Genomic DNA, 20,170 nt, shown 5'->3' with positions numbered 1-20,170 from the left:
ATGAAATATTCAAAAGCATTGAGAGAATGCATCGATAGCGCCTTTTTGGTAGCGAGTCGCTTTGATGCAGATTACCTAGAGTCTTGGCATTTGCTGATTGCCATGGCCAATCATAGCTACAGTGTTGCTGGAGCAACTTTAAATGAATTCCCGTATGAGATTGATCGTTTAGAGGAAGTAGCTGTAGAATTAACAGAAGTAAACTTTAACCATAAGGAAGATTATAAGGAGCTCCCATTTTCCTATCGTTTGAACGTCTTGATGTTGGAGGCGGAACATGTTGCTTCGGTTGTACATGCCAAAGCATTGGGAACAGAGCATCTTCTCTACGCTATTTTGCATGATGGCAATGCCCTAGCTACTCGCATTTTAGAAAAAGCAGGATTTTCTTATGAAGACCAGAAAGATCAAGTCAAGATTGCTGGGCTTCGTCGTAGTCTTGAAGCGCGTGCTGGTTGGACAAAGGAAGATTTGAAGGCTCTGCGTCAGCGCCACAGATCAGTAGCAGATAAGCAAAATTCTATGGCCAATATGATGGGTATGCCTCAAACTCCAAGTGGTGGTTTGGAAGATTACACTCATGATCTTACAGAGCAAGCGCGTTCTGGCAAGTTGGAACCAGTCATCGGACGTGACCAAGAAATCTCTCGTATGATTCAAATCTTGAGTCGAAAAACAAAAAACAATCCAGTTCTAGTTGGAGATGCAGGTGTTGGTAAAACAGCTCTAGCACTTGGCCTTGCACAGCGAATTGCCAACGGAAATGTGCCTGATGAAATGGCTAAGATGCGTGTCTTAGAACTTGATTTGATGAATGTGGTTGCGGGAACTCGTTTCCGTGGAGACTTTGAAGAACGTATGAACAATATCATCAAAGATATCGAGGAAGACGGTAAGGTTATCCTCTTTATCGATGAGCTTCATACCATTATGGGATCAGGAAGTGGTATTGATTCGACCTTGGATGCGGCCAATATCCTGAAACCTGCCCTAGCGCGTGGAACTCTGAGAACTGTTGGGGCAACCACTCAGGAAGAATACCAAAAACATATCGAAAAAGACGCAGCCCTTTCTCGCCGCTTTGCAAAAGTGATGATTGAGGAACCAAGTGTGGCTGATAGTATGGCTATCTTGCGTGGCTTGAAAGCAACTTATGAGAAACACCACCATGTTCAAATTACAGATGATGCAGTCGAAACAGCTGTCAAAATGGCACATCGCTATTTGACTAGTCGTCACTTGCCAGACTCAGCGATTGATCTTTTGGATGAAGCGGCAGCAACTGTCCAAAATAAATCAAAGCACGCTAAAAAAGATGAGTCAGGCTTAACACCTGCAGACAAGGCCTTGATGGATGGCAAATGGAAACAAGCAGCTCAGCTCATTTCAAAAGAACAGGAAGTTCCAGTCTATAAAGATCTAGTAAAAGAGTCTGATATTTTGACAACCTTGAGTCGCTTGTCTGGTATTCCAGTTCAAAAATTGACACAAACGGATGCCAAGAAGTATCTCAATCTTGAAACTGAACTGCATAAACGTGTTATCGGACAGGAACAAGCGGTATCAAGCATCAGTCGTGCCATTCGTCGAAATCAATCGGGTATTCGCAATAACAAACGTCCAATTGGATCCTTTATGTTCCTAGGACCAACAGGTGTTGGTAAGACAGAATTGGCCAAAGCCTTGGCAGAAGTTCTCTTTGATGACGAGTCAGCCCTCATTCGTTTTGACATGAGTGAATATATGGAGAAATTCGCAGCTAGTCGTCTCAATGGAGCTCCTCCAGGTTATGTTGGCTACGAAGAAGGCGGAGAGTTGACTGAAAAAGTCCGTAATAAGCCATACTCTGTTCTACTCTTTGATGAAGTAGAGAAGGCACACCCAGATATCTTTAATGTGCTCTTGCAGGTCTTGGATGATGGTGTCTTAACAGACAGTAAGGGTCGCAAGGTTGATTTCTCAAATACCATTATTATCATGACGTCAAACTTAGGTGCGACAGCTCTTCGTGATGACAAGACAGTCGGTTTTGGAGCTAAAGACATTCGTTTTGATCAGGAAAATATGGAAAAACGGATATTCGAAGAGTTGAAAAAAACTTACCGCCCAGAGTTTATCAACCGTATTGATGAAAAAGTGGTCTTCCATAGCCTATCAAGTCAAGATATGCAGGATGTTGTCAAGATTATGGTCAAACCATTGATTGCAAGCCTGGCAGAAAAAGGAATTGACTTGAAACTCCAAGCATCTGCCCTTAAGCTTCTAGCTCAGAAGGGATATGACCCAGAGATGGGAGCTCGCCCACTGCGCAGAACCCTGCAAACAGAAGTAGAAGACAGACTAGCAGAGCTCCTTCTTACAGGTGAACTGAAAGAAGGTAAGACACTTAAGATTGGCGTCAAAGCTGGTCAATTGAAATTTGAGATTGTTTAAAATTGTGAGGTTGGAACAGATTGTTTCAGCCTCTTTTTTTGGGAAGTTGTTACTCAAATAAGCATTTGAATTGTGCATTTAGTTTAAGGAGTTCAAAAACGAATTTCTACTGATCAAGTTTTGTATATCAAGAAAAAATCCGATCATGTAGAAAATATTTTTATAAAAATTAATAAAAAAGTGTTGACAAACAATAGAAGGAGTAGTATGATATAAAATATAAAAAATTATAAAAAGGTTGAAAAGACATGAAAAAAAGGATAGCAGTGGTTTTTGGAACCTTTGCTCCCTTGCATCAGGGGCATATTGATTTAATCCAAAGAGCAAAACGACAATGCGATGCTGTATGGGTGGTAGTTTCAGGTTATAAGGGAGATCGTGGTGAACAGGTTGGACTTACACTACAAAAGAGGTTTCGCTATATTCGTGAAGCATTTCGAGATGATGAGTTGATCTCTGTTTGTAAACTTGACGAAACCAATATTCCACGCTATCCAATAGGCTGGCAGGAGTGGTTGGATCAGATGTTGCAGGCCATTTCCTATGATCAGACTGGTGAGGAACTAATCTTTTTTGTAGGAGAGTCCGAATACCAACAAGAATTGTCAGAACGTGGCTTCGAGACTGTTCTACAGGAAAGAAAATTTGGAATTTCGGCTAGCATGATTCGTGAAAATCCAAGCAAATATTGGAAATATATCGCTCAACCTTTCCGCCGTCAGTTTACGAAAAAAGTGTTGATTATGGGAAGTGCTAGTAATGGGAAAACAACTCTAGCCAAGGATTTAGCTCGCTTTTATGACGCGCCAGTCAGTCTGGAGTATGCTCGTGAGTATCAGATAAAAAATAATGTCCGAGATGATGAGCTTACCCCAAAAGATTATTATTACCTTCTTTTGGGCCAATATGATCAAACTTCCAAGTTAATCGATAGCAATGCCAATCGAGGCCTAGTCATTGCAGATACCAACTCACTAGTAACCAAGGGCTACTACGATTACTACATGGAAAGCGAAGAGCAGGAGGACTTGTCCGTAGAGACCTTTGATAATCTCTTTGTTTCCATCGTAGCCAAGGAAAAGTGGGATTTAATCCTCTTTGTGCAACCTATTGGCTCTTATGTCAATGATGGTTTTCGCGACATGACCATGGCAGAAGACCATATCCGTCACAGTTTTTCTCAGCATTTGGATATGATGAGGGAGCAATATCTAGGCAATATCCCTCATATTTATCTAGCTGATGACTATCTAGGAAATTATGAAGCAGCAAAAGTAGCTATTGATGCCATTTACCAAGCAGATTAGGAGAAGAAAATGAAAAAAATAACTGAAAAAATCACACGATTTATTGAAAACTTTAAAAATGTTCACGCAGAAGCTCGTAAAATTGGTTTTGCAGGAGTTATGCGTTTGATTTGGAAAGACCTATTTGTGGGCCGTAGTCTTTTCCAGTGGCTCTATTTGATTGCTTTATCAAGTGTTCCTCTTATTCTGGAGTTTACACAAAACACAGAAAGTCATGACTGGATTGGTCTCTTGGCCTCTTGGACAGGGATTGTCTGCGTAATCTTAGTAGCTGAAGGTCGAGCTAGTAACTACCTTTTTGGAGCTATTAACTCTGCAATCTATTTGGTCCTAGCTATGAATGCGACTTTCTACGGTGAAGTTTTGACAACAGTTTATTTCTTTGTCATGCAGCCTATTGGTCTCTATACTTGGTTGTCTAATCGGATCAATGAGCAGGGAAGACCAGAGGAGTCTCATTTTGAAGCTAAGAAACTCGGTCTGATTGATTGGCTCAAGTACTTGGCCTTGACTGCTATCATCTGGATTGGCATGGGATTAGCCTACCAAAGTATCAGCAGTGCTCGTCCTTTCCGTGACAGTGTTACCGATGCGACCAATGGTGTTGGTCAGCTCTTGATGACACGTCTTTACCGTGAGCAATGGATTTTCTGGATTGCAACCAATCTCTTTAGTATCTACCTCTGGTGGGGTGAAAACATCCATATTCAAGGGATGTACTGGGTCTACACCATCAATAGTCTAGTCGGTTGGTACCAATGGACTAAGGCAGTCAAGGAGGGATAAGATGACTGAAACGATAATCCCGGCTGGAATGACAGAAAGAGAATATTTTGAGTTTCATGCGACTGAGAAGGAATTTTTAGACTGGTACTACAAACAGGAGCTTCCTCAGTATGAAAAACCGAGCGTGACGGTGGATATGGTCGCTTATTGCTTTGTGGAAGGGAAAATCAAACTCTTACTAATCCGCCGTAAGGCCCATCCTTATCAGAACTGTCTGGCCTTGGTCGGTGGTTTTATGGATAAAGGGGAAGATGCTGCCCATGCTTGTCAGCGTGAAGTGAGAGAGGAGGTTAACCTTGACCTTCCTTTGGAAAAAATCGAACAGTTGATGACAGTATCTACTCCTGGTCGTGATCCACGGGGCTGGACGGTGACCATTGCCCACTTGGTTTATTTGCCAAGCCGCGCATTAGATCTCGTTCAGGCCGGAGATGATGCCAAGGATGTCGTTTTCGTAGATGTCGATTTCCAGACAGGCAAATGCTTCCTAGAGGAAGTGGAGCTGGACGAGCAAGCCTTCGCCTTTGACCATTATGCCATTATCCAAGAGTCTATTAAACGAATCCAGGGGCGTCTTGACTGGAATCCGACCTTTCTCTATCTGCTAGAGGAGGAATTCACTGTCTATGAAGGAACCGAATTAGTCAATCTCATCAACCCAGGACGCCAAATCGTCAGCAATAACTTTCTCGTAAAATACGGTGAGTATGTAGAAGAAGTTGGGCTCAAACGAGTGCCTAAAAAGAAACCAAGAAAAACCTATCGATTGAAATAAAAAGCTTGAGAGCAGAAATCGATAACCCAAGTCTTGGTTTCCTAGTTTCAGTCCTGAGAAGTTTCAACAAGTCCGATGACTGGTTGAACTTGAGAATAGAGAAAATAAAGTTTGTGTCAAAAGTCAATTCAGCCATCGTTTCAAAGACTTATTAGTCATAAAAAAGTGAGGTCGGGATTTTGTCCCGACCTCTTTTTGTTTAAGGATGTTTATCTTTATTAGAATTGCTCATGATTCGAATGAATAAATCTTTGTATTTATATTTTAAATAATGTTCGTGTAAATACAATAAAGCCACGTAGACAATCATGAAAATGGCAGTTAGGTAGAACAAATCAAATGTTGTTTGAGCGTAATGAGTAGCACCCCCATAAGAAACGAAAGCAGCTAAAATCAACCAAGGAAGATATTTGTAATATTTCTTTGACATAAACCTGCACCTCCAATATCCTATTTCAATTTTATTATAGCCCTTCAAGAAAAAAATGCAAGCGATTACACTTATAAAATATAGTATTCTCATAGGAAAAATTTTCCTGTTTTTTTAATTCTTTACGAATAAAAGATATAGGAGGATTAAAAAAGAACAAATATAAATAAAAACCAAAACCATATATAAATAGTTGACAAACACTAAAACAAATATTACAATAACATTACAAAAGTGTTTCATAACATTTCAAAAAGATTACATGGGAGGCGCATCATGAAAACAAAACATTCAATCCGTTTACTAGCAGTAGCAGTATTAGCTTCAACTTTGCTTTTAGGAGCATGTGGTAATAAAAAAGAAGAAGCTAAAAACGACAATGCAAATAAAACAACACAAACTACGTCAAGTTCAAAGGCAAGTTCTTCAAACAAAGAAAGTAAAACTCAAGCTTCAACAAGCACCACTACTTCAGAAAAAGCTAAAGCTTCCTCTGAACAAGCTTCAAGTCCTACAACTCAGGGTCAAGAATCCAACCAAGCTGCACCAACTCCCCAAGCTCCTCAGCAACAGGAAACTCCATCTCAACCATCTTCGAATCAGCAAGCTTCACAAAGTCAATCTAATCAAGCAAGCCAGTCAACTTATGACCCAACGACTGACCGCAAATTACAAGACCAGCAGGCAGAACACAATAAACGTTATAAAGGTGTTTTAACCATGGTCGATGGTGATTTTTCAGCAGCAGCAGGAAGCTGGAAGGGTGCCAATGGCGAGACTATCACTGTCTCATCAGGTGGTCAATTTACAGTAGAATCTGTTGATGGCAAGAAAGAAAACTACTCTATCCAAGGCTATGCCTATACTCTTGATGATGGTAAATATAATGCCAAAATTGGTGGTGGAAAAATCATCCAAATTACAACAGGAGCAGATGGTAAAGTTTCTAGTGTTGTCTTGATTCAACCATAGAAAGACCCTCAAGTCTTGTCTAGACTTAGTTCTACAAAGAGTAGTCTGACTGTTTTTCACTTAATTTCTCAAAGAGAAGTGGTATAATAAATGCATCGAAAGGGAATGAGTGACAAAGCAATGGCGGATAAATTAATTTTACCTCAAAATACACGACTCATGGGAGTGTTTCTTGGCTTTATAGGAGGTTCTTTGGATGTGTTCTGTCACATTCAGTACCATAGTTTGGTAGCTACACAGACAGGGAATATTCTCCTACTGATATCAGATTGGCACGATTCACATGTTATCAATACCATGTTGCGATTCTGCTCCATTATTTTCTTTTCCCTAGGATTTGTTTTTTCCTTACACGTGAAGGAATATCGTAAAACAGCCTATTGGCGGGTTAAGATGCTGCTTCCCTTATTTATTGGAACTCTTCTTCTGCCCTTCTTTTCGAGATTTCCCTTACTAGAAGTTCCTTTTATTGCTTTTGGAACAGGTATGATGATGCTAACATTTACGGGTAGTTTGATTGAAGATCATCCTTATGTCATTTTTATGACTTCTGGAAATTACCGAAAGATGTTGACCGCTTTGTATCGCATAACTAGGGGAGAAGGAAACATCCAAGAATATCGTCGTCAAGCCTTAAACTATGGGATTGTTGTAGGGAGTTTTGTAGTGGGGGCAATTAGTTTGGCTGTATCGATGCATTTTTTCCATGAATGGTCTATTTGGATTGTCAGCTTCAATTTATTTTTGATTATGTCCTACTATATAGCTAGAGTGAAGCAACTAGATTTGCAAGATGAAAATATATAAAAAGGCAAGGCTCTTTTTGAGCTTTGCCTTTTTTGTGAGATAGAAGATTATGCTTTATCTAATTGTAAGAGTGCTTCAATCTCTGCCAGAGTGCTGGCTTGTGAAATGGCTCCACGGAGTTTAGCAGCACCAGATGTGCCTCGAAGGTAGTGAGGAGCCAGCCCACGGAATTCACGGACAGCGATATTCTCACCTTTAAGGTCAATCAAGCGTTTCAAGTGCTCGTAAGCAATTTTCATCTTGTCTTCGAAGGTCAGATCAGGCAGGATTTCTCCAGTTTCAAAGTAATGATTGATTTGATTAAAGAGGTAAGGATTTCCCATAGCTGCGCGCCCAATCATAACGGCGTCAGCACCGACTTCTTCGATGCGTTGTTTGGCATCTTGGACGGTGCGGATGTCACCATTAGCGATAAATGGAATCTTAGTCAGAGCTTGTGCAACCTTGTGAAGAGTCTCTAGGTCAGCATGACCAGCATACATTTGCTCACGGGTACGACCATGCATAGCAAGAGCAGAAACACCTGCAGCTTCAGCGGCAAGTGCATTTTCTACTGCTAGGGATGGGTCAGACCAGCCAGTACGCATTTTGACAGTGAGAGGGATATCAAGGACTGATTGAACCTTGTTAATGATAGAATAGATCTTGTCTGGGTCCTTAAGCCACATAGCACCAGCCTCGTTTTTTACGATTTTATTAACTGGGCAGCCCATGTTGATATCGACGATATCGGTCTTGGTGTTTTCTTGGATGAATTCTGCTGCGCGTGCTAGGCTATCTTCGTCGCTTCCGAAAAGTTGGATCGAAACTGGGTTTTCTCCTTCATCGATATGAAGCATGTGAAGAGTCTTTTCATTGTTGTATTGGATACCTTTGTCAGAGACCATTTCCATGACCACAAGGCCAGCTCCGAGCTCTTTTGCAATGGTACGAAAGGCAGAGTTAGTTACCCCCGCCATGGGTGCTAAAACAGTACGATTGGGAATCTCAACATTACCAATCATAAAAGGTGTATTAAGATTTGCCACGAATGAGTTCCTCCAGGTCGTTTTCATCAAAATGATAAGTAGTTTGGCAGAATTGACAAGTAATCTCAGCCCCGTGATCTTCATCCTTCATTTCCTGCAAATCTGAACTTGGAAGGCTGGCAAGAGCATCCATAAAGCGTTCTTTGCTACAGTCGCATTGGAAACGAATTTCTTCTTCAGACAGACGTTTGTACGGTTCGTCGCCGTAGATAGCTTTGAGAAGGGCTTCGATATGGTCGTCACTCTCTAGCAGTGTTGAAATAGCTGGCATTTCTTGGATACGTTTTTCAAAACGGGCGATTTCTTCTTCCTTGGCATTTGGCAATACTTGTAGCAAGAAGCCGCCTGCAACCTTGACCTTATCGTCTTCGTCTAAAAGGACATTAAGTCCAACTGCTGACGGAGTTTGTTGGCTTTCTGTCAGGTAGAAAGCTAGGTCTTCGCCAATTTCTCCAGAGATAAGGGGCGTCATGGAATTATAAGGATTTCCAGTGCCGTAATCAGTAATAACTAGAAATTGTCCATTGCCGACAAAAGGTCCCACTAGTACTTCACCAGTTGCAGTTTTTTTAATATCCACACCAGGGTTTTGTACATAGCCTTTGACGTTACCCTTGGTATCTGCAACTGTGATAATTGCACCGAGGGAGCTAGTTCCAAGAACCTTGACGGTTAGCTTGGTATTTCCTTTTTCGTTGGCAGCGAGAATTTGGCTGGCGATAAGGGTACGGCCAAGCGCTACAGTTGAGCTAGCTTGGGTTTGATGTTTTTCTTGAGCAGTGCGGACAGTTTCAGTGCTGTCTAGTACATAAGCACGAAAAGCCCCGGTTTCTGATATAGTTTTAATAATTTTATCCATAGCTACTATTTTAGCATAAAAATGCCCAAAGAGGGAGTGGTGTGTTTGCTATCGCTTTAAACTGATTTATTTACATCAGTGAAATAATGAAGAAAGAATTAAATTAAGCTAAAATGTGCTTTTTAAAAATGGTAAACAGTTGAAAATGAAGAGAATAAAGTGGTAAAATGGGAGAAAGATAAAATAGTAATTGTATATTGTGAAAACATAATGAAAATTTACAGAAAAGAATCTAATATGAATAAAAAGAAGCCATACTATGTTTTTTTTGGACAAACTGTCCTGTATTTTATTATTTTACTGGGTTTGCTTTACTTCTTTAGCTATCTTGGTCAGGGTCAAGGCGGCTTTATTTACAATGAATTCTAAAGGAGATCCTTACCGTGTCAAACCAACCAATTACTGATATGATTGAGGCGATTGAGCGATACGCCCAACTGCAACCAGACTATCCTGTCTACAATGTCCTGGGAGAAGAGTATACCTATGGCCAATTGAAGGCTGATTCAGATAGCTTAGCAGCCCATATTGACCAAATGGGACTTCCTGAAAAGTCACCTGTTGTGGTCTTTGGTGGGCAAGAATATGAAATGTTAGCAACCTTTGTGGCCTTGACCAAATCTGGCCATGCTTATATCCCAATTGATAGCCACTCTGCCTTGGAGCGCGTGTCTGCCATTGTTGAAGTAGCTGAGCCAATTTTAATCATCGCCATCAATGAGTTTCCAATTGAAAACCCAGCTACTCCAATCATGTCCTTGGAGCAAGTACGTGAAGCTTATGCGGCTCAGCATGCCTATGATTTGCAACATCCGGTCAAAGGGGATGATAACTACTACATCATCTTTACTTCGGGGACAACTGGGAAACCAAAAGGGGTACAAATTTCGCATGATAACTTGCTCAGCTTCACCAACTGGATGATTACAGACAAGGAATTTGCGACGCCAGAGCGTCCGCAAATGTTGGCGCAACCACCCTATTCCTTTGACTTATCTGTTATGTACTGGGCACCAACTTTGTCTCTTGGAGGAACGCTTTTTTCTCTCCCGTCAGCAATCACTCAAGACTTTAAACAACTCTTTGCGACCATCTTTTCACTTCCGATTGCTATCTGGACTTCAACACCATCTTTTGCAGATATGGCCATGCTATCTGAAGATTTCAATGCTGAAAAGATGCCAGGCATTACCCATTTCTACTTTGATGGGGAAGAGTTAACGGTTAAAACGGCTCAAAAACTGCGTGAGCGTTTCCCGAATGCGCGTATCATCAATGCCTATGGGCCGACGGAAGCAACGGTTGCTTTGTCGGCGGTTGCTATCACAGATGAGATGCTAGCGACACTTAAACGCTTGCCAATTGGTTATACCAAAGAAGATTCTCCAACCTTCATCATTGATGAGGTAGGAAATAAATTGCCAAATGGTGAGCAAGGTGAGATCATCGTGTCTGGACCGGCTGTTTCAAAAGGTTATATGAATAATCCTGAGAAAACAGCAGAAGCTTTCTTCGAATTTGAAGGTCTGCCAGCCTACCATACGGGAGATGTTGGAACCATGACGTATGAAGGTCTTCTTCTCTACGGTGGACGGATGGATTTCCAAATCAAGTTTAATGGCTATCGTATTGAACTAGAGGATGTTTCTCAAAACTTGAACAAATCTCAGTACATTGACTCGGCTGTTGCAGTTCCACGTTACAACAAGGATCACAAGGTCCAAAATCTCTTGGCCTATGTCATCTTAAAAGATGGGGTCAAAGAACAATTTGAGCGCGAAATCGATATTACGAAAGCCATTAAGGAAGACTTGGAAGATATTATGATGTCTTATATGATGCCATCTAAGTTCCTTTATAGAGAGGAATTGCCACTGACTCCAAATGGGAAGATTGACATTAAAGGATTGATTAACGAGGTGAATAATAGATGATGGATTTCCTGAAACAGCTGCCTCATATTGAGCCGTATGGGAATCCGCAGTACTTTTTGTATGTGATTGCTGCAATTTTACCAATCTTTATCGGTCTTTTTTTCAAAAAACGTTTTGCCTGGTATGAAATATTGGTTAGTCTCTTCTTTATCGTCACTATGTTGACGGGTGGAAAGACCAATCAATTAGCCGCCTTAGGGCTTTATCTGATTTGGCAAATTGTACTGGTTCTTTTTTACAAGCAGTATCGAAAAGGTCGAGACGGTAAATGGACTTTCTATCTAGTAAGTCTATTATCATTGCTTCCCATCATCTTTGTCAAGGTGCAACCAGCTATTAATGGCACACAGTCTCTACTAGGATTTGTAGGAATCTCCTATTTAACCTTTCGTTCGGTAGGAATCATCATCGAACTTAGAGATGGAGTCATAAAGGATTTGAAAATGTGGGAATATTTGCGTTTTCTTCTCTTTATGCCGACTTTCTCAAGTGGTCCTATTGATCGTTTCAAACGTTTTAATGAAAATTATCAGACGATACCAGAGCGCGATGAGTTGCTAGATATGCTAGCCGAGTCCGTTCGGTATATCATGTGGGGATTTCTGTATAAATTTATCCTAGCCCATATTTTAGGCGAGATTTTATTACCACCGCTAAAGAATTTAGCTTTACAAACAGGTGGCGTCTTTAACTATTATGTAGTGGCCATCATGTACACATTTGGTTTGGAACTCTTCTTTGACTTTGCAGGTTACTCTATGTTTGCTATAGCTATTTCAAATCTGATGGGGATTCGTAGTCCGATTAACTTCAACAAACCCTTTTTATCAAGGGATTTGAAGGAGTTTTGGAATCGTTGGCACATGAGTTTATCCTTCTGGTTCCGTGATTTTGTCTTTATGCGCATGGTCATGGTGATGACGAGAAAGAAGCTTTTTAAGAATCGAAATGTGACTTCAAGTGTTGCCTATGTCCTGAACATGCTCCTTATGGGCTTCTGGCATGGGATAACATGGTTTTATATCGCTTACGGACTCTTTCATGGGATAGGCTTAGTGATGAATGATGCCTGGGTCAGAAAGAAAAAAACGCTCAATAAAGAACGGAAAAAAGCAGGGCGACCTCCCTTACTTGAAAATCGTTGGGCTCAGTTGCTTGGCATGGTGATAACCTTCCATGTCGTAATGGTTTCATTCTTAATCTTTTCTGGATTTTTGAATGATTTATGGTTTAAAAAATAAAAGGAATTAAAAAATGGATATCAAATCAGAAGTTATTGAAATTATCGATGAATTATTTATGGAAGATGTTTCTGACATGATGGATGAAGATCTTTTCGATGCAGGTGTCTTGGACAGTATGGGAACAGTTGAATTGATCGTGGAAATCGAAAATCGCTTTGATATTCGTGTCCCGGTTACAGAATTTGGCCGTGATGACTGGAATACAGCCAATAAAATCGTGGCAGGAATTACGGAGTTAAAGAATGCTTAAACGCCTGTGGTTAATCTTTGGGCCTATCTTTGTAGCGGGATTATTGGTTTTTCTTCTTATCTGTTTCTATCCAAGTAGCAAGAACCATAATCTTATGGAGGAAAAATACTCTGCAGCCTCTATAAGTGCAGAAAGCTTCAAGGAGAGAAGCCAAAAAGTGAGAGCTCTAACAGACCCTAATATGCGTTTTGTCCCTTTCTTTGGGTCGAGTGAATGGATTCGTTTTGATAGTATGCATCCAGGAGTGTTGGCTGAAAAGTATAATCGCTCCTACCGTCCGTATTTTATGGGGCAGGCAGGAGCAGCTTCTCTTAGCCAGTACTTTGGGATGCAACAAATCAAATCTGAACTTGAAAATAAACAAGCGGTGTTTGTGATCTCTCCACAGTGGTTTACAAAGGAAGATCAAGATCCAGTTACTTTTCAAACCTATTTTAACAACGACCAGTTGACTGCCTTTTTAGAGAATCAATCTGGAGACGTAGCTTCTCAATATGCGGCTAATAGACTCTTGAAGCAGAATCCAAGCGTACCGATGAAGGGGATTGTTGAGAAACTGGCTAAGAATGAACAGTTGTCAGACTTTGATCATTCAATAATTACAGCTTCTGCAGAATTCAATGAAAGACAAGCTGCCCTTTTTGGTCAATTCTCCATCCGAGGCCGATTAAAGTATAAAGATCATATTGAAAAATATTTGAGCAGTCTCCCAGATCAATTTTCTTATGAAGAATTGGAAAATATTGCACGTAAGGATGCAGAGGAAAATACGACCAATAATGATTTGGGGATGGATAACCACTTTTACAATACTCAACTAAAGAAAGATTTAAAAAAGTGGGAAGGGTATCAAAAAAATTACAACTTCCTCCAGTCAAGGGAATACAATGATTTGCAGTTAGTGCTCAATCAATTTGCCAAATCTAAGGTGAATGTACTCTTTGTCTTTCAACCTGTCAATAAAAAATGGATGAATTATACCGGATTAAGTGAGGAAATGTATCAACACTCTGTCGAAAAAATTCGTTACCAGTTGGAGAGTCAAGGTTTTACTAATATTGCTGATTTTTCAAAAAACGGTGATGAACCTTATTTTGTCAAGGATACGATTCATATCGGTTGGTTAGGCTGGCTGGCGTTTGATAAGGTTGTAAATCCTTTTTTGAGCAATCCAACAACAGCACCTAGTTATCAAATGAATGACCGCTTCTTTAGCCAAGATTGGGCGGATTACGATGGTAACATCAAAGATTTTCAATAAAATGAGCTAAAAGTTTGGGATTTTAATCCAAGCTTTTTTGTTTAAATGGCGAATATTTAAGATGCAAATAGGTCAAAAGTTTCATAATTTTTAGAAATAGCGTATAATATAAAAGAGAAAAAGAAAAGAAAAGGATTTCAAAATGAAGAAACAGTTCTTATTACCCATCCTATCTACAGCTTTATTAGCTCCAGCCTTCTTAGCTGGACAAGTATACGCTGAAGAAGCAACAACTCCTGCAGAAAGTTCAGCTGTCGCAGCAACTCCAGCTCCGTCGGCGACTCCAGCTCCTGTTGAGAGCCCTGCGGTACTGGAAACATCGGCAACTTCAGAAGCGATTGCACCTGCAGAAGCTCCGTCAGATCCTGCTGAATCTCCTAAAAGCGAAGAAAAGGACACTGTTATCTTACACACCAATGATGTCCATGGTCGTATTGTAGAGGAGAAGGGAGTAATTGGTGATGCTAAGTTAGCGACTGTCATTGAGCAGGAACGCGCGAAATCAAATCAAAATACTCTAGTTGTTGATGCGGGAGACGCCTTCCAAGGTTTACCGATTTCCAACTCTACGAAGGGTGAAGCACGTGCTGAAATTCTCAATCAGATGCAGTATGATGCCATGGCTGTAGGAAATCACGAGTTTGATTTCGGACTTGATGAAGCTAAAAAATACAAAGAAATTTTGAAATTCCCCTTGTTAAGCTCAAATACTTATGTAGATGGAGCTCGTCTCTTCCAAGCTTCTACTATTGTTGACAAGAATAAGGATGTTGAAGGCGATGAGTTTGTAGTGATAGGTGTGACAACGCCGGAAACAGCAACGAAAACTCACCCTAAAAATGTTAAAGGAGTAACCTTTACTGAGCCAATCGAAGAGGTTAATAAGGTCGTTGAAGAAGTTCAAGCCAAGGCTAAGGCGGAAGGTAAGGATTATAAGCATTATGTAGTCTTAGCCCACTTGGGTGTTGATACAACAACGCCAGTAGCTTGGCGTGGCTCAACACTAGCAGAAGCCCTGTCTAAGAACCCTCTTTTGAAGGGGAAACGTGTAACAGTCATTGATGGGCACTCTCATACAGTAGAATCAACTACTTACGGAGATAATGTGACTTACAACCAAACTGGAAGTTATCTCCATAACGTTGGTAAAATTACTTATAAATCCCGTCAGCTTTTGGGCAATCCAACTCAGATTGCGGCTGCTGATGCTAAAAAATTACCAGCCAATCCAACAGTTGAAAAACTAGTCAAAGACATTAAACAAAAATACGATGCTGAAAATGCAGTTGAGGTTGTGTCTAACAGTCCTGTTGAACTAAACGGTGACCGTGAAAATGTCCGTGTCCGCGAGACAAACCTTGGAAATGTCGTCGCAGATTCTCTCTACCAGTATGGTCAAACAGGATTTAGTCATCCAACAGATATCGCTGTGACAAATGGTGGTGGCTTGCGTGAGACAATTGCTAAAGACAAACCAATTACAAAAGGAAATGTCATTGCAGTCTTGCCATTTGGAAACACAATCTCACAAATTCAAGTAACTGGTCAGCAAGTTCTGGATATGTTTGAAAAATCACTCGGATCTATCTTGCAGGTTGATAAGGCAGGAAAAACTGTCTTGGATGAAAATGGTCAACCATTGCTCGAACCAAGTGGTGGATTCTTACAGATTTCAGGAGCCAAGGTCTACTACGATACAAACCTAGTCGCAGGTAAACGCGTCTTGGCTATTCAAGTGAAGAATCGTGCAACTGGTCTTTATGAAAAACTAGATTTGGCGAAAATCTACTACCTAGCAACCAATGACTTCCTTGCAGCAGGTGGTGACGGTTATACCATGCTTGGTGGTGCTAGAGAAGAAGGTCCTTCAATGGATGCTGCCTTTGAAGACTATCTTAAAACAGCTGATTTGACTCAGTATGAAAAAGTAAATCCAAATTCACGCACGATTTCTGTGGACTCAAAAACCTTTAAACTTCCTGAAGAAGGTAAAGAGCAAGATCCAGCTAAACCAGTAGAAGACCAAGCAACAAAACCGACTCAACCTTCTACTGTAAAAGTTGATTATAAGGTTGCAGATGAGTTTGCTAAGAAACCAGTAGTCTCAGAGAAAGTACTTCCAAATACAGGTAGTGAGCAATCTATTTTCATGATGCTACTTGGTATGATTCTTGGAGCGACAGCCCTCTGGACTAGCCGTAAACAAGAAAAATAATTCTAAAGGATGAAAACATCTCAGGTGTTTTCATCTTTTTTCTTGATTCTTTTTTGGTTTATGATATAATTAACCAGTAAAGAATCTGCGGTGTTCTATATTGTTTTAGGAAAAAGATAACTAGGAAAGGAGAAGTTCATGAGACAATTAGCAAAAGACATTGATCATTTTTTAAATGAAGTAATCCTGAAAGCTGAAAATCAGCATGAAATCCTTATTGGCCATTGTACCAGTAATGTGGCTTTGACCAATACCCAGGAGCATATTCTTATGCTCTTATCAGAGGAGTCCTTAACTAACTCTGAGTTGGCTCGCCGTCTCAATGTCAGTCAAGCAGCTGTCACCAAGGCCATTAAGTCCTTGATTAAAGAGGGGATGCTGGAAACGTCTAAGGATCCAAAGGATGCTCGAGTGATTTTCTATCAATTGACAGATCTAGCTCGACCGATTGCTGAGGAGCATCACCATCATCATGAGCACACCCTCTCGACTTATGAACAAGTTGCCAGTCAATTCTCAGATGAAGAGCAAAAAATTATCCAGCGGTTTTTAACTGCTTTAGTAGGAGAAATCAAGTAATGAGATACATCACAGTAGAGGATTTGTCCTTCTATTATGACAAGGAACCTGTGCTTGAGCATATCAATTACAGTGTTGATAGTGGGGAATTTGTCACCCTTACTGGAGAAAATGGAGCAGCCAAGACAACGCTAATTAAGGCTAGTCTGGGTATTTTACAACCAAGATTTGGCAAAGTTACCATTTCAAAGACCAACACTCGTGGGACGAAACTAAGAATCGCCTACCTTCCTCAACAGATTGCAAGTTTTAATGCAGGCTTTCCAAGTACAGTTTATGAATTTGTCAAATCAGGTCGTTATCCAAGAAAAGGTTGGTTCCGTCGTTTGAATGCCCATGATGATGAACATATCAAGGCTAGTTTAAACTCTGTTGGTATGTGGGAACATCGGGATAAACGCATTGGCTCCCTTTCTGGCGGGCAAAAGCAAAGGGCTGTTATCGCACGTATGTTTGCTTCAGATCCTGATATCTTTATCTTGGATGAGCCGACGACAGGGATGGATGCGGGAACCAAGGATGAGTTTTATGAACTTATGCACCACAGTGCCCACCATCATGGCAAGGCTGTTTTGATGATTACTCACGATCCTGAAGAAGTTAAGGACTACGCAGATCGCAATATTCACCTGGTCCGAGACCAAGATTCCCCATGGCGTTGCTTCAATGTCCATGAAAGTGACCAGGAGGTGGAGCATGCTTAATCTATTGTCTTATGATTTTATGCAGCGAGCCTTTTTGGCTGTTATTGCCATGAGCCTATTTTCACCAGTTCTTGGGACCTTCCTTATCTTGCGTCGCCAGAGTCTTATGAGTGATACACTGAGTCACGTCTCCCTTTCAGGGGTTGCCTTTGGCTTGGTTTTAGGGATCTCTCCGACCATCTCAACTATTGTGATTGTTTTGATTGCGGCGGTTTTCCTTGAGTATCTACGCACGGTTTATAAAAGCTTTATGGAGATTGGGACAGCCATCCTCATGTCTACAGGACTTGCAGTTTCACTTATTGTCATGAGTAAGGGTAAGAGCTCTAGCTCGATGAGTCTGGATCAGTACCTTTTTGGTTCTATCGTGACCATTAGTCAAGAGCAGGTCATTGGGCTCTTTGTTATTGCAGCGGTTGTTTTAATCCTGACCTTCCTCTTTTTAAGACCCATGTATATTCTAACTTTTGACGAGGATACAGCTTTTGTCGATGGTCTTCCAGTGCGTACCATGTCTATTCTCTTTAACATGGTAACGGGTGTGGCTATTGCCCTCATGATCCCAGCTGCGGGAGCACTTTTGGTATCGACTATCATGGTCTTACCAGCAAGTATTGCTTTGCGTCTAGGTAAAAACTTTAGTTCTGTGATGATACTTGCTAGCGTCATTGGTTTTCTAGGCATGGTGGCAGGACTTTATATTTCCTACTATGCAGAGACACCACCAAGTGCAAGTATCACTCTTATCTTTGTAGTTGTCTTCTTAGGAGTCAGCTTACTCAAACGTTTTATCAAATAGGAGAAGTAAATGAAAAAACTAAGTCTACTTTTGGCAAGTCTTGTGACCTTATTCTTAGTTGCTTGTTCCAATCAAAAACAAGCAGACGGGAAATTAAATATCGTTACAACTTTCTACCCTGTCTATGAATTTACCAAGCAAGTAGCAGGGGATACAGCCAATGTCGAACTTTTAATCGGGGCTGGAACAGAGCCACATGAATATGAACCATCACCTAAGGCAGTCGCTAAAATCCAAGATGCTGATGCCTTTGTTTATGAGAATGAAAATATGGAAACTTGGGTTCCTAAACTTTTAGAATCTCTAGATGCAAAAAAAGTAAAAACCATTAAAGCTACTGGAGATATGTTGCTTCTTCCAGGAAGTGAAGAAGAGGAGGACCGTGACCATGGTGAAGAAGGTCATCATCACGAGTATGACCCTCATGTATGGTTGTCTCCTGCGCGTGCAATCAAACTTGTAGAACATATCCGTGATAGTCTTTCAGCTGACTATCCAGATAAGAAGACGACTTTTGAAAAAAATGCAGCAGCCTATATCGAAAAACTACAAGCCTTGGACAAGGCCTATACTGAAGGGCTTTCTAATGCAAAACAAAAGAGTTTTGTGACTCAACACGCAGCCTTCCGTTATCTAGCCTTGGACTACGGACTCAATCAAGTCTCTATTTCAGGTCTTTCACCAGATGCGGAGCCTTCAGCAAGCCGTTTGGCAGAATTGACCGAGTACATCAAGAAAAATAAGATTTCTTATATCTACTTTGAAGAAAATGCCTCGCAAGCCCTGGCTAATACTCTCTCAAAAGAAACAGGAGTGAAGTTAGATGTTCTGAATCCTCTTGAAAGCTTGACCGAAGAGGACATGAAGGCTGGAGAAAACTATATCTCTATCATGGAGAAAAATCTCAAGTCTCTCAAGCAGACAACTGATCAGGCAGGAGCAGAGATTGAACCAGAAAAGGCAGAGGAAACTAAAACCGTTCAAAATGGCTACTTTGAGGATGCAGATGTTAAGGACCGTACCCTAAGTGATTATGCTGGCAACTGGCAGTCTGTCTATCCTTTCCTTGAGGATGGGACTCTTGACCAAGTATTTGACTACAAGGCTAAATTGACTGGTAAGATGACCAAGGATGAGTATAAGGCTTACTATCAAAAAGGTTACCAAACAGATGTGACCAAGATTAACATCACGGATAACACTATGGAATTCATCCAAGGTGGCCAAAGCAAGAAATATACTTACAAGTATGTCGGCAAGAAAATCTTGACTTATAAGAAAGGGAATCGTGGAGTACGCTTCCTCTTTGAAGCGACTGATGCAGACGCTGGACAATTTAAGTATGTTCAGTTTAGCGACCACAATATCGCTCCGGTCAAGGCAGAGCATTTCCATATCTTCTTTGGAGGCACTAGCCAAGAAGCCCTCTTTGAAGAGATGGACAACTGGCCAACCTACTATCCAGATGGCTTATCAGGTCAAGAGATTGCTCAAGAAATGTTAGCTCATTAAATCCAAACAATCCTTCCTACATGGGGAGGATTTTTCTTGTTTTATCAGCGTTGAGCATCTGGATTGACATTGGCTGAGAAGGGAGTACAATAGATGTCATAAAAACAGTTACAACAAAGAGAGGTTTTCTATGGTTTACGAATATAATAGTCAGATTTATTTGGCTGAAGTAGCTTTAAATGTCAAGGACTTAGAAAGTCAGACAGCATTTTATCATCAGTTGCTTGGGTTGGAGATTTTGAATCAATCGTGCATTAGAAAAGAGCGGTTCAGTC

General features: G+C 40.8%; 19 protein-coding genes and 1 pseudogene. 17 read left to right on the top strand and 3 right to left on the bottom strand.

The window, feature by feature from the left end; translation table 11 throughout:
• The 4 genes from O3643_RS08080 to O3643_RS08065 all read left to right on the top strand — a co-directional run bounded on the left by O3643_RS08080 (position 1) and on the right by O3643_RS08065 (position 5,301).
• Positions 1 to 2,433, top strand: coding sequence for an ATP-dependent Clp protease ATP-binding subunit (locus O3643_RS08080; protein WP_371501072.1), 2,433 nt, complete (start codon positions 1 to 3; stop codon positions 2,431 to 2,433).
• A gap of 248 nt (positions 2,434 to 2,681) precedes the next feature.
• Entirely contained in the window at positions 2,682 to 3,740 is a 1,059-nt protein-coding gene (locus O3643_RS08075) for an AAA family ATPase (protein WP_314945142.1), read from the top strand.
• Positions 3,741 to 3,749: 9 nt separating this feature from the next.
• Complete coding sequence (gene pnuC / locus O3643_RS08070) at positions 3,750 to 4,526, top strand: nicotinamide riboside transporter PnuC (protein ID WP_281138047.1); 777 nt, start codon at positions 3,750 to 3,752, stop codon at positions 4,524 to 4,526.
• Between the two features lies 1 nt (position 4,527).
• Complete coding sequence (locus tag O3643_RS08065) at positions 4,528 to 5,301, top strand: NUDIX domain-containing protein (protein WP_371501069.1); 774 nt, start codon at positions 4,528 to 4,530, stop codon at positions 5,299 to 5,301.
• A gap of 199 nt (positions 5,302 to 5,500) precedes the next feature.
• Here O3643_RS08065 and O3643_RS08060 read toward each other — a convergent pair whose 3' ends face one another.
• Positions 5,501 to 5,731 (bottom strand): hypothetical protein, encoded by a 231-nt coding sequence (locus O3643_RS08060; protein ID WP_049495427.1) that lies wholly within the window; start codon positions 5,729 to 5,731, stop codon positions 5,501 to 5,503.
• 276 nt (positions 5,732 to 6,007) lie between these two features.
• On the opposite strand from O3643_RS08060, the gene O3643_RS08055 reads away from it, so the two are divergent.
• Positions 6,008 to 6,703: a hypothetical protein gene (locus O3643_RS08055; RefSeq protein ID WP_371501067.1), complete on the top strand. Its 696-nt coding sequence runs from the start codon at positions 6,008 to 6,010 to the stop codon at positions 6,701 to 6,703.
• 120 nt (positions 6,704 to 6,823) lie between these two features.
• Positions 6,824 to 7,510 (top strand): YoaK family protein, encoded by a 687-nt coding sequence (locus tag O3643_RS08050; protein WP_025169283.1) that lies wholly within the window; start codon positions 6,824 to 6,826, stop codon positions 7,508 to 7,510.
• A 47-nt stretch (positions 7,511 to 7,557) separates the two neighbouring features.
• Here O3643_RS08050 and dusB read toward each other — a convergent pair whose 3' ends face one another.
• Together dusB and hslO are read right to left on the bottom strand one after the other, a co-directional pair.
• The gene (dusB, locus tag O3643_RS08045) at positions 7,558 to 8,538 is read right to left on the bottom strand and encodes a tRNA dihydrouridine synthase DusB (RefSeq protein WP_371501065.1); all 981 of its coding nucleotides are present in this window, start codon (positions 8,536 to 8,538) and stop codon (positions 7,558 to 7,560) included.
• Positions 8,525 to 9,397 carry an Hsp33 family molecular chaperone HslO gene (gene hslO / locus O3643_RS08040; RefSeq protein WP_371501063.1) on the bottom strand — a complete coding sequence of 291 codons (873 nt, stop codon included), beginning with the start codon at positions 9,395 to 9,397 and terminating at the stop codon, positions 8,525 to 8,527. The genes dusB and hslO overlap by 14 nt, the downstream gene beginning before the upstream one ends.
• 237 nt (positions 9,398 to 9,634) lie before the next feature.
• On the opposite strand from hslO, the gene O3643_RS08035 reads away from it, so the two are divergent.
• The 11 genes and pseudogenes from O3643_RS08035 to O3643_RS07985 all read left to right on the top strand — a co-directional run.
• A complete protein-coding gene (locus tag O3643_RS08035) occupies positions 9,635 to 9,766 on the top strand; it encodes a teichoic acid D-Ala incorporation-associated protein DltX (RefSeq protein WP_247913377.1) in 132 nt (43 codons plus the stop codon).
• A gap of 14 nt (positions 9,767 to 9,780) precedes the next feature.
• The gene (gene dltA, locus O3643_RS08030; RefSeq protein ID WP_371501061.1) at positions 9,781 to 11,331 is read left to right on the top strand and encodes a D-alanine--poly(phosphoribitol) ligase subunit DltA; all 1,551 of its coding nucleotides are present in this window, start codon (positions 9,781 to 9,783) and stop codon (positions 11,329 to 11,331) included.
• The gene (gene dltB, locus O3643_RS08025; RefSeq protein WP_371501059.1) at positions 11,328 to 12,572 is read left to right on the top strand and encodes a D-alanyl-lipoteichoic acid biosynthesis protein DltB; all 1,245 of its coding nucleotides are present in this window, start codon (positions 11,328 to 11,330) and stop codon (positions 12,570 to 12,572) included. Before dltA ends, dltB begins: the two co-directional genes overlap by 4 nt.
• A gap of 13 nt (positions 12,573 to 12,585) precedes the next feature.
• On the top strand, positions 12,586 to 12,825 hold the full coding sequence (gene dltC, locus O3643_RS08020; RefSeq protein WP_000351968.1) for a D-alanine--poly(phosphoribitol) ligase subunit DltC: 240 nt from the start codon (positions 12,586 to 12,588) through the stop codon (positions 12,823 to 12,825).
• On the top strand, positions 12,818 to 14,086 hold the full coding sequence (gene dltD, locus O3643_RS08015; RefSeq protein WP_371501057.1) for a D-alanyl-lipoteichoic acid biosynthesis protein DltD: 1,269 nt from the start codon (positions 12,818 to 12,820) through the stop codon (positions 14,084 to 14,086). Before dltC ends, dltD begins: the two co-directional genes overlap by 8 nt.
• A 142-nt stretch (positions 14,087 to 14,228) precedes the next feature.
• A complete protein-coding gene (gene nt5e / locus O3643_RS08010) occupies positions 14,229 to 16,301 on the top strand; it encodes a cell surface ecto-5'-nucleotidase Nt5e (protein ID WP_371501055.1) in 2,073 nt (690 codons plus the stop codon).
• A gap of 138 nt (positions 16,302 to 16,439) precedes the next feature.
• Positions 16,440 to 16,880, top strand: coding sequence for a zinc-dependent transcriptional regulator AdcR (adcR, locus tag O3643_RS08005; RefSeq protein WP_371501053.1), 441 nt, complete (start codon positions 16,440 to 16,442; stop codon positions 16,878 to 16,880).
• Positions 16,880 to 17,584 (top strand): metal ABC transporter ATP-binding protein, encoded by a 705-nt coding sequence (locus O3643_RS08000; protein ID WP_371501051.1) that lies wholly within the window; start codon positions 16,880 to 16,882, stop codon positions 17,582 to 17,584. The genes adcR and O3643_RS08000 overlap by 1 nt, the downstream gene beginning before the upstream one ends.
• Complete coding sequence (locus tag O3643_RS07995) at positions 17,577 to 18,383, top strand: metal ABC transporter permease (protein ID WP_006152441.1); 807 nt, start codon at positions 17,577 to 17,579, stop codon at positions 18,381 to 18,383. The genes O3643_RS08000 and O3643_RS07995 overlap by 8 nt, the downstream gene beginning before the upstream one ends.
• 9 nt (positions 18,384 to 18,392) lie before the next feature.
• Positions 18,393 to 19,895, top strand: coding sequence for a zinc ABC transporter substrate-binding protein AdcA (locus tag O3643_RS07990; protein ID WP_371501048.1), 1,503 nt, complete (start codon positions 18,393 to 18,395; stop codon positions 19,893 to 19,895).
• Positions 19,896 to 20,025: 130 nt separating this feature from the next.
• Positions 20,026 to 20,145, top strand: a pseudogene (locus O3643_RS07985) (VOC family protein); the annotation flags it as partial.
• Positions 20,146 to 20,170 lie beyond the last annotated feature (25 nt).

This window comes from Streptococcus sp. 20925_1_44 (genome assembly GCF_041432435.1).
In the GTDB taxonomy this organism is placed as follows: domain Bacteria; phylum Bacillota; class Bacilli; order Lactobacillales; family Streptococcaceae; genus Streptococcus; species Streptococcus infantis.
This window is presented reverse-complemented; position numbering and strand designations above follow the sequence as displayed.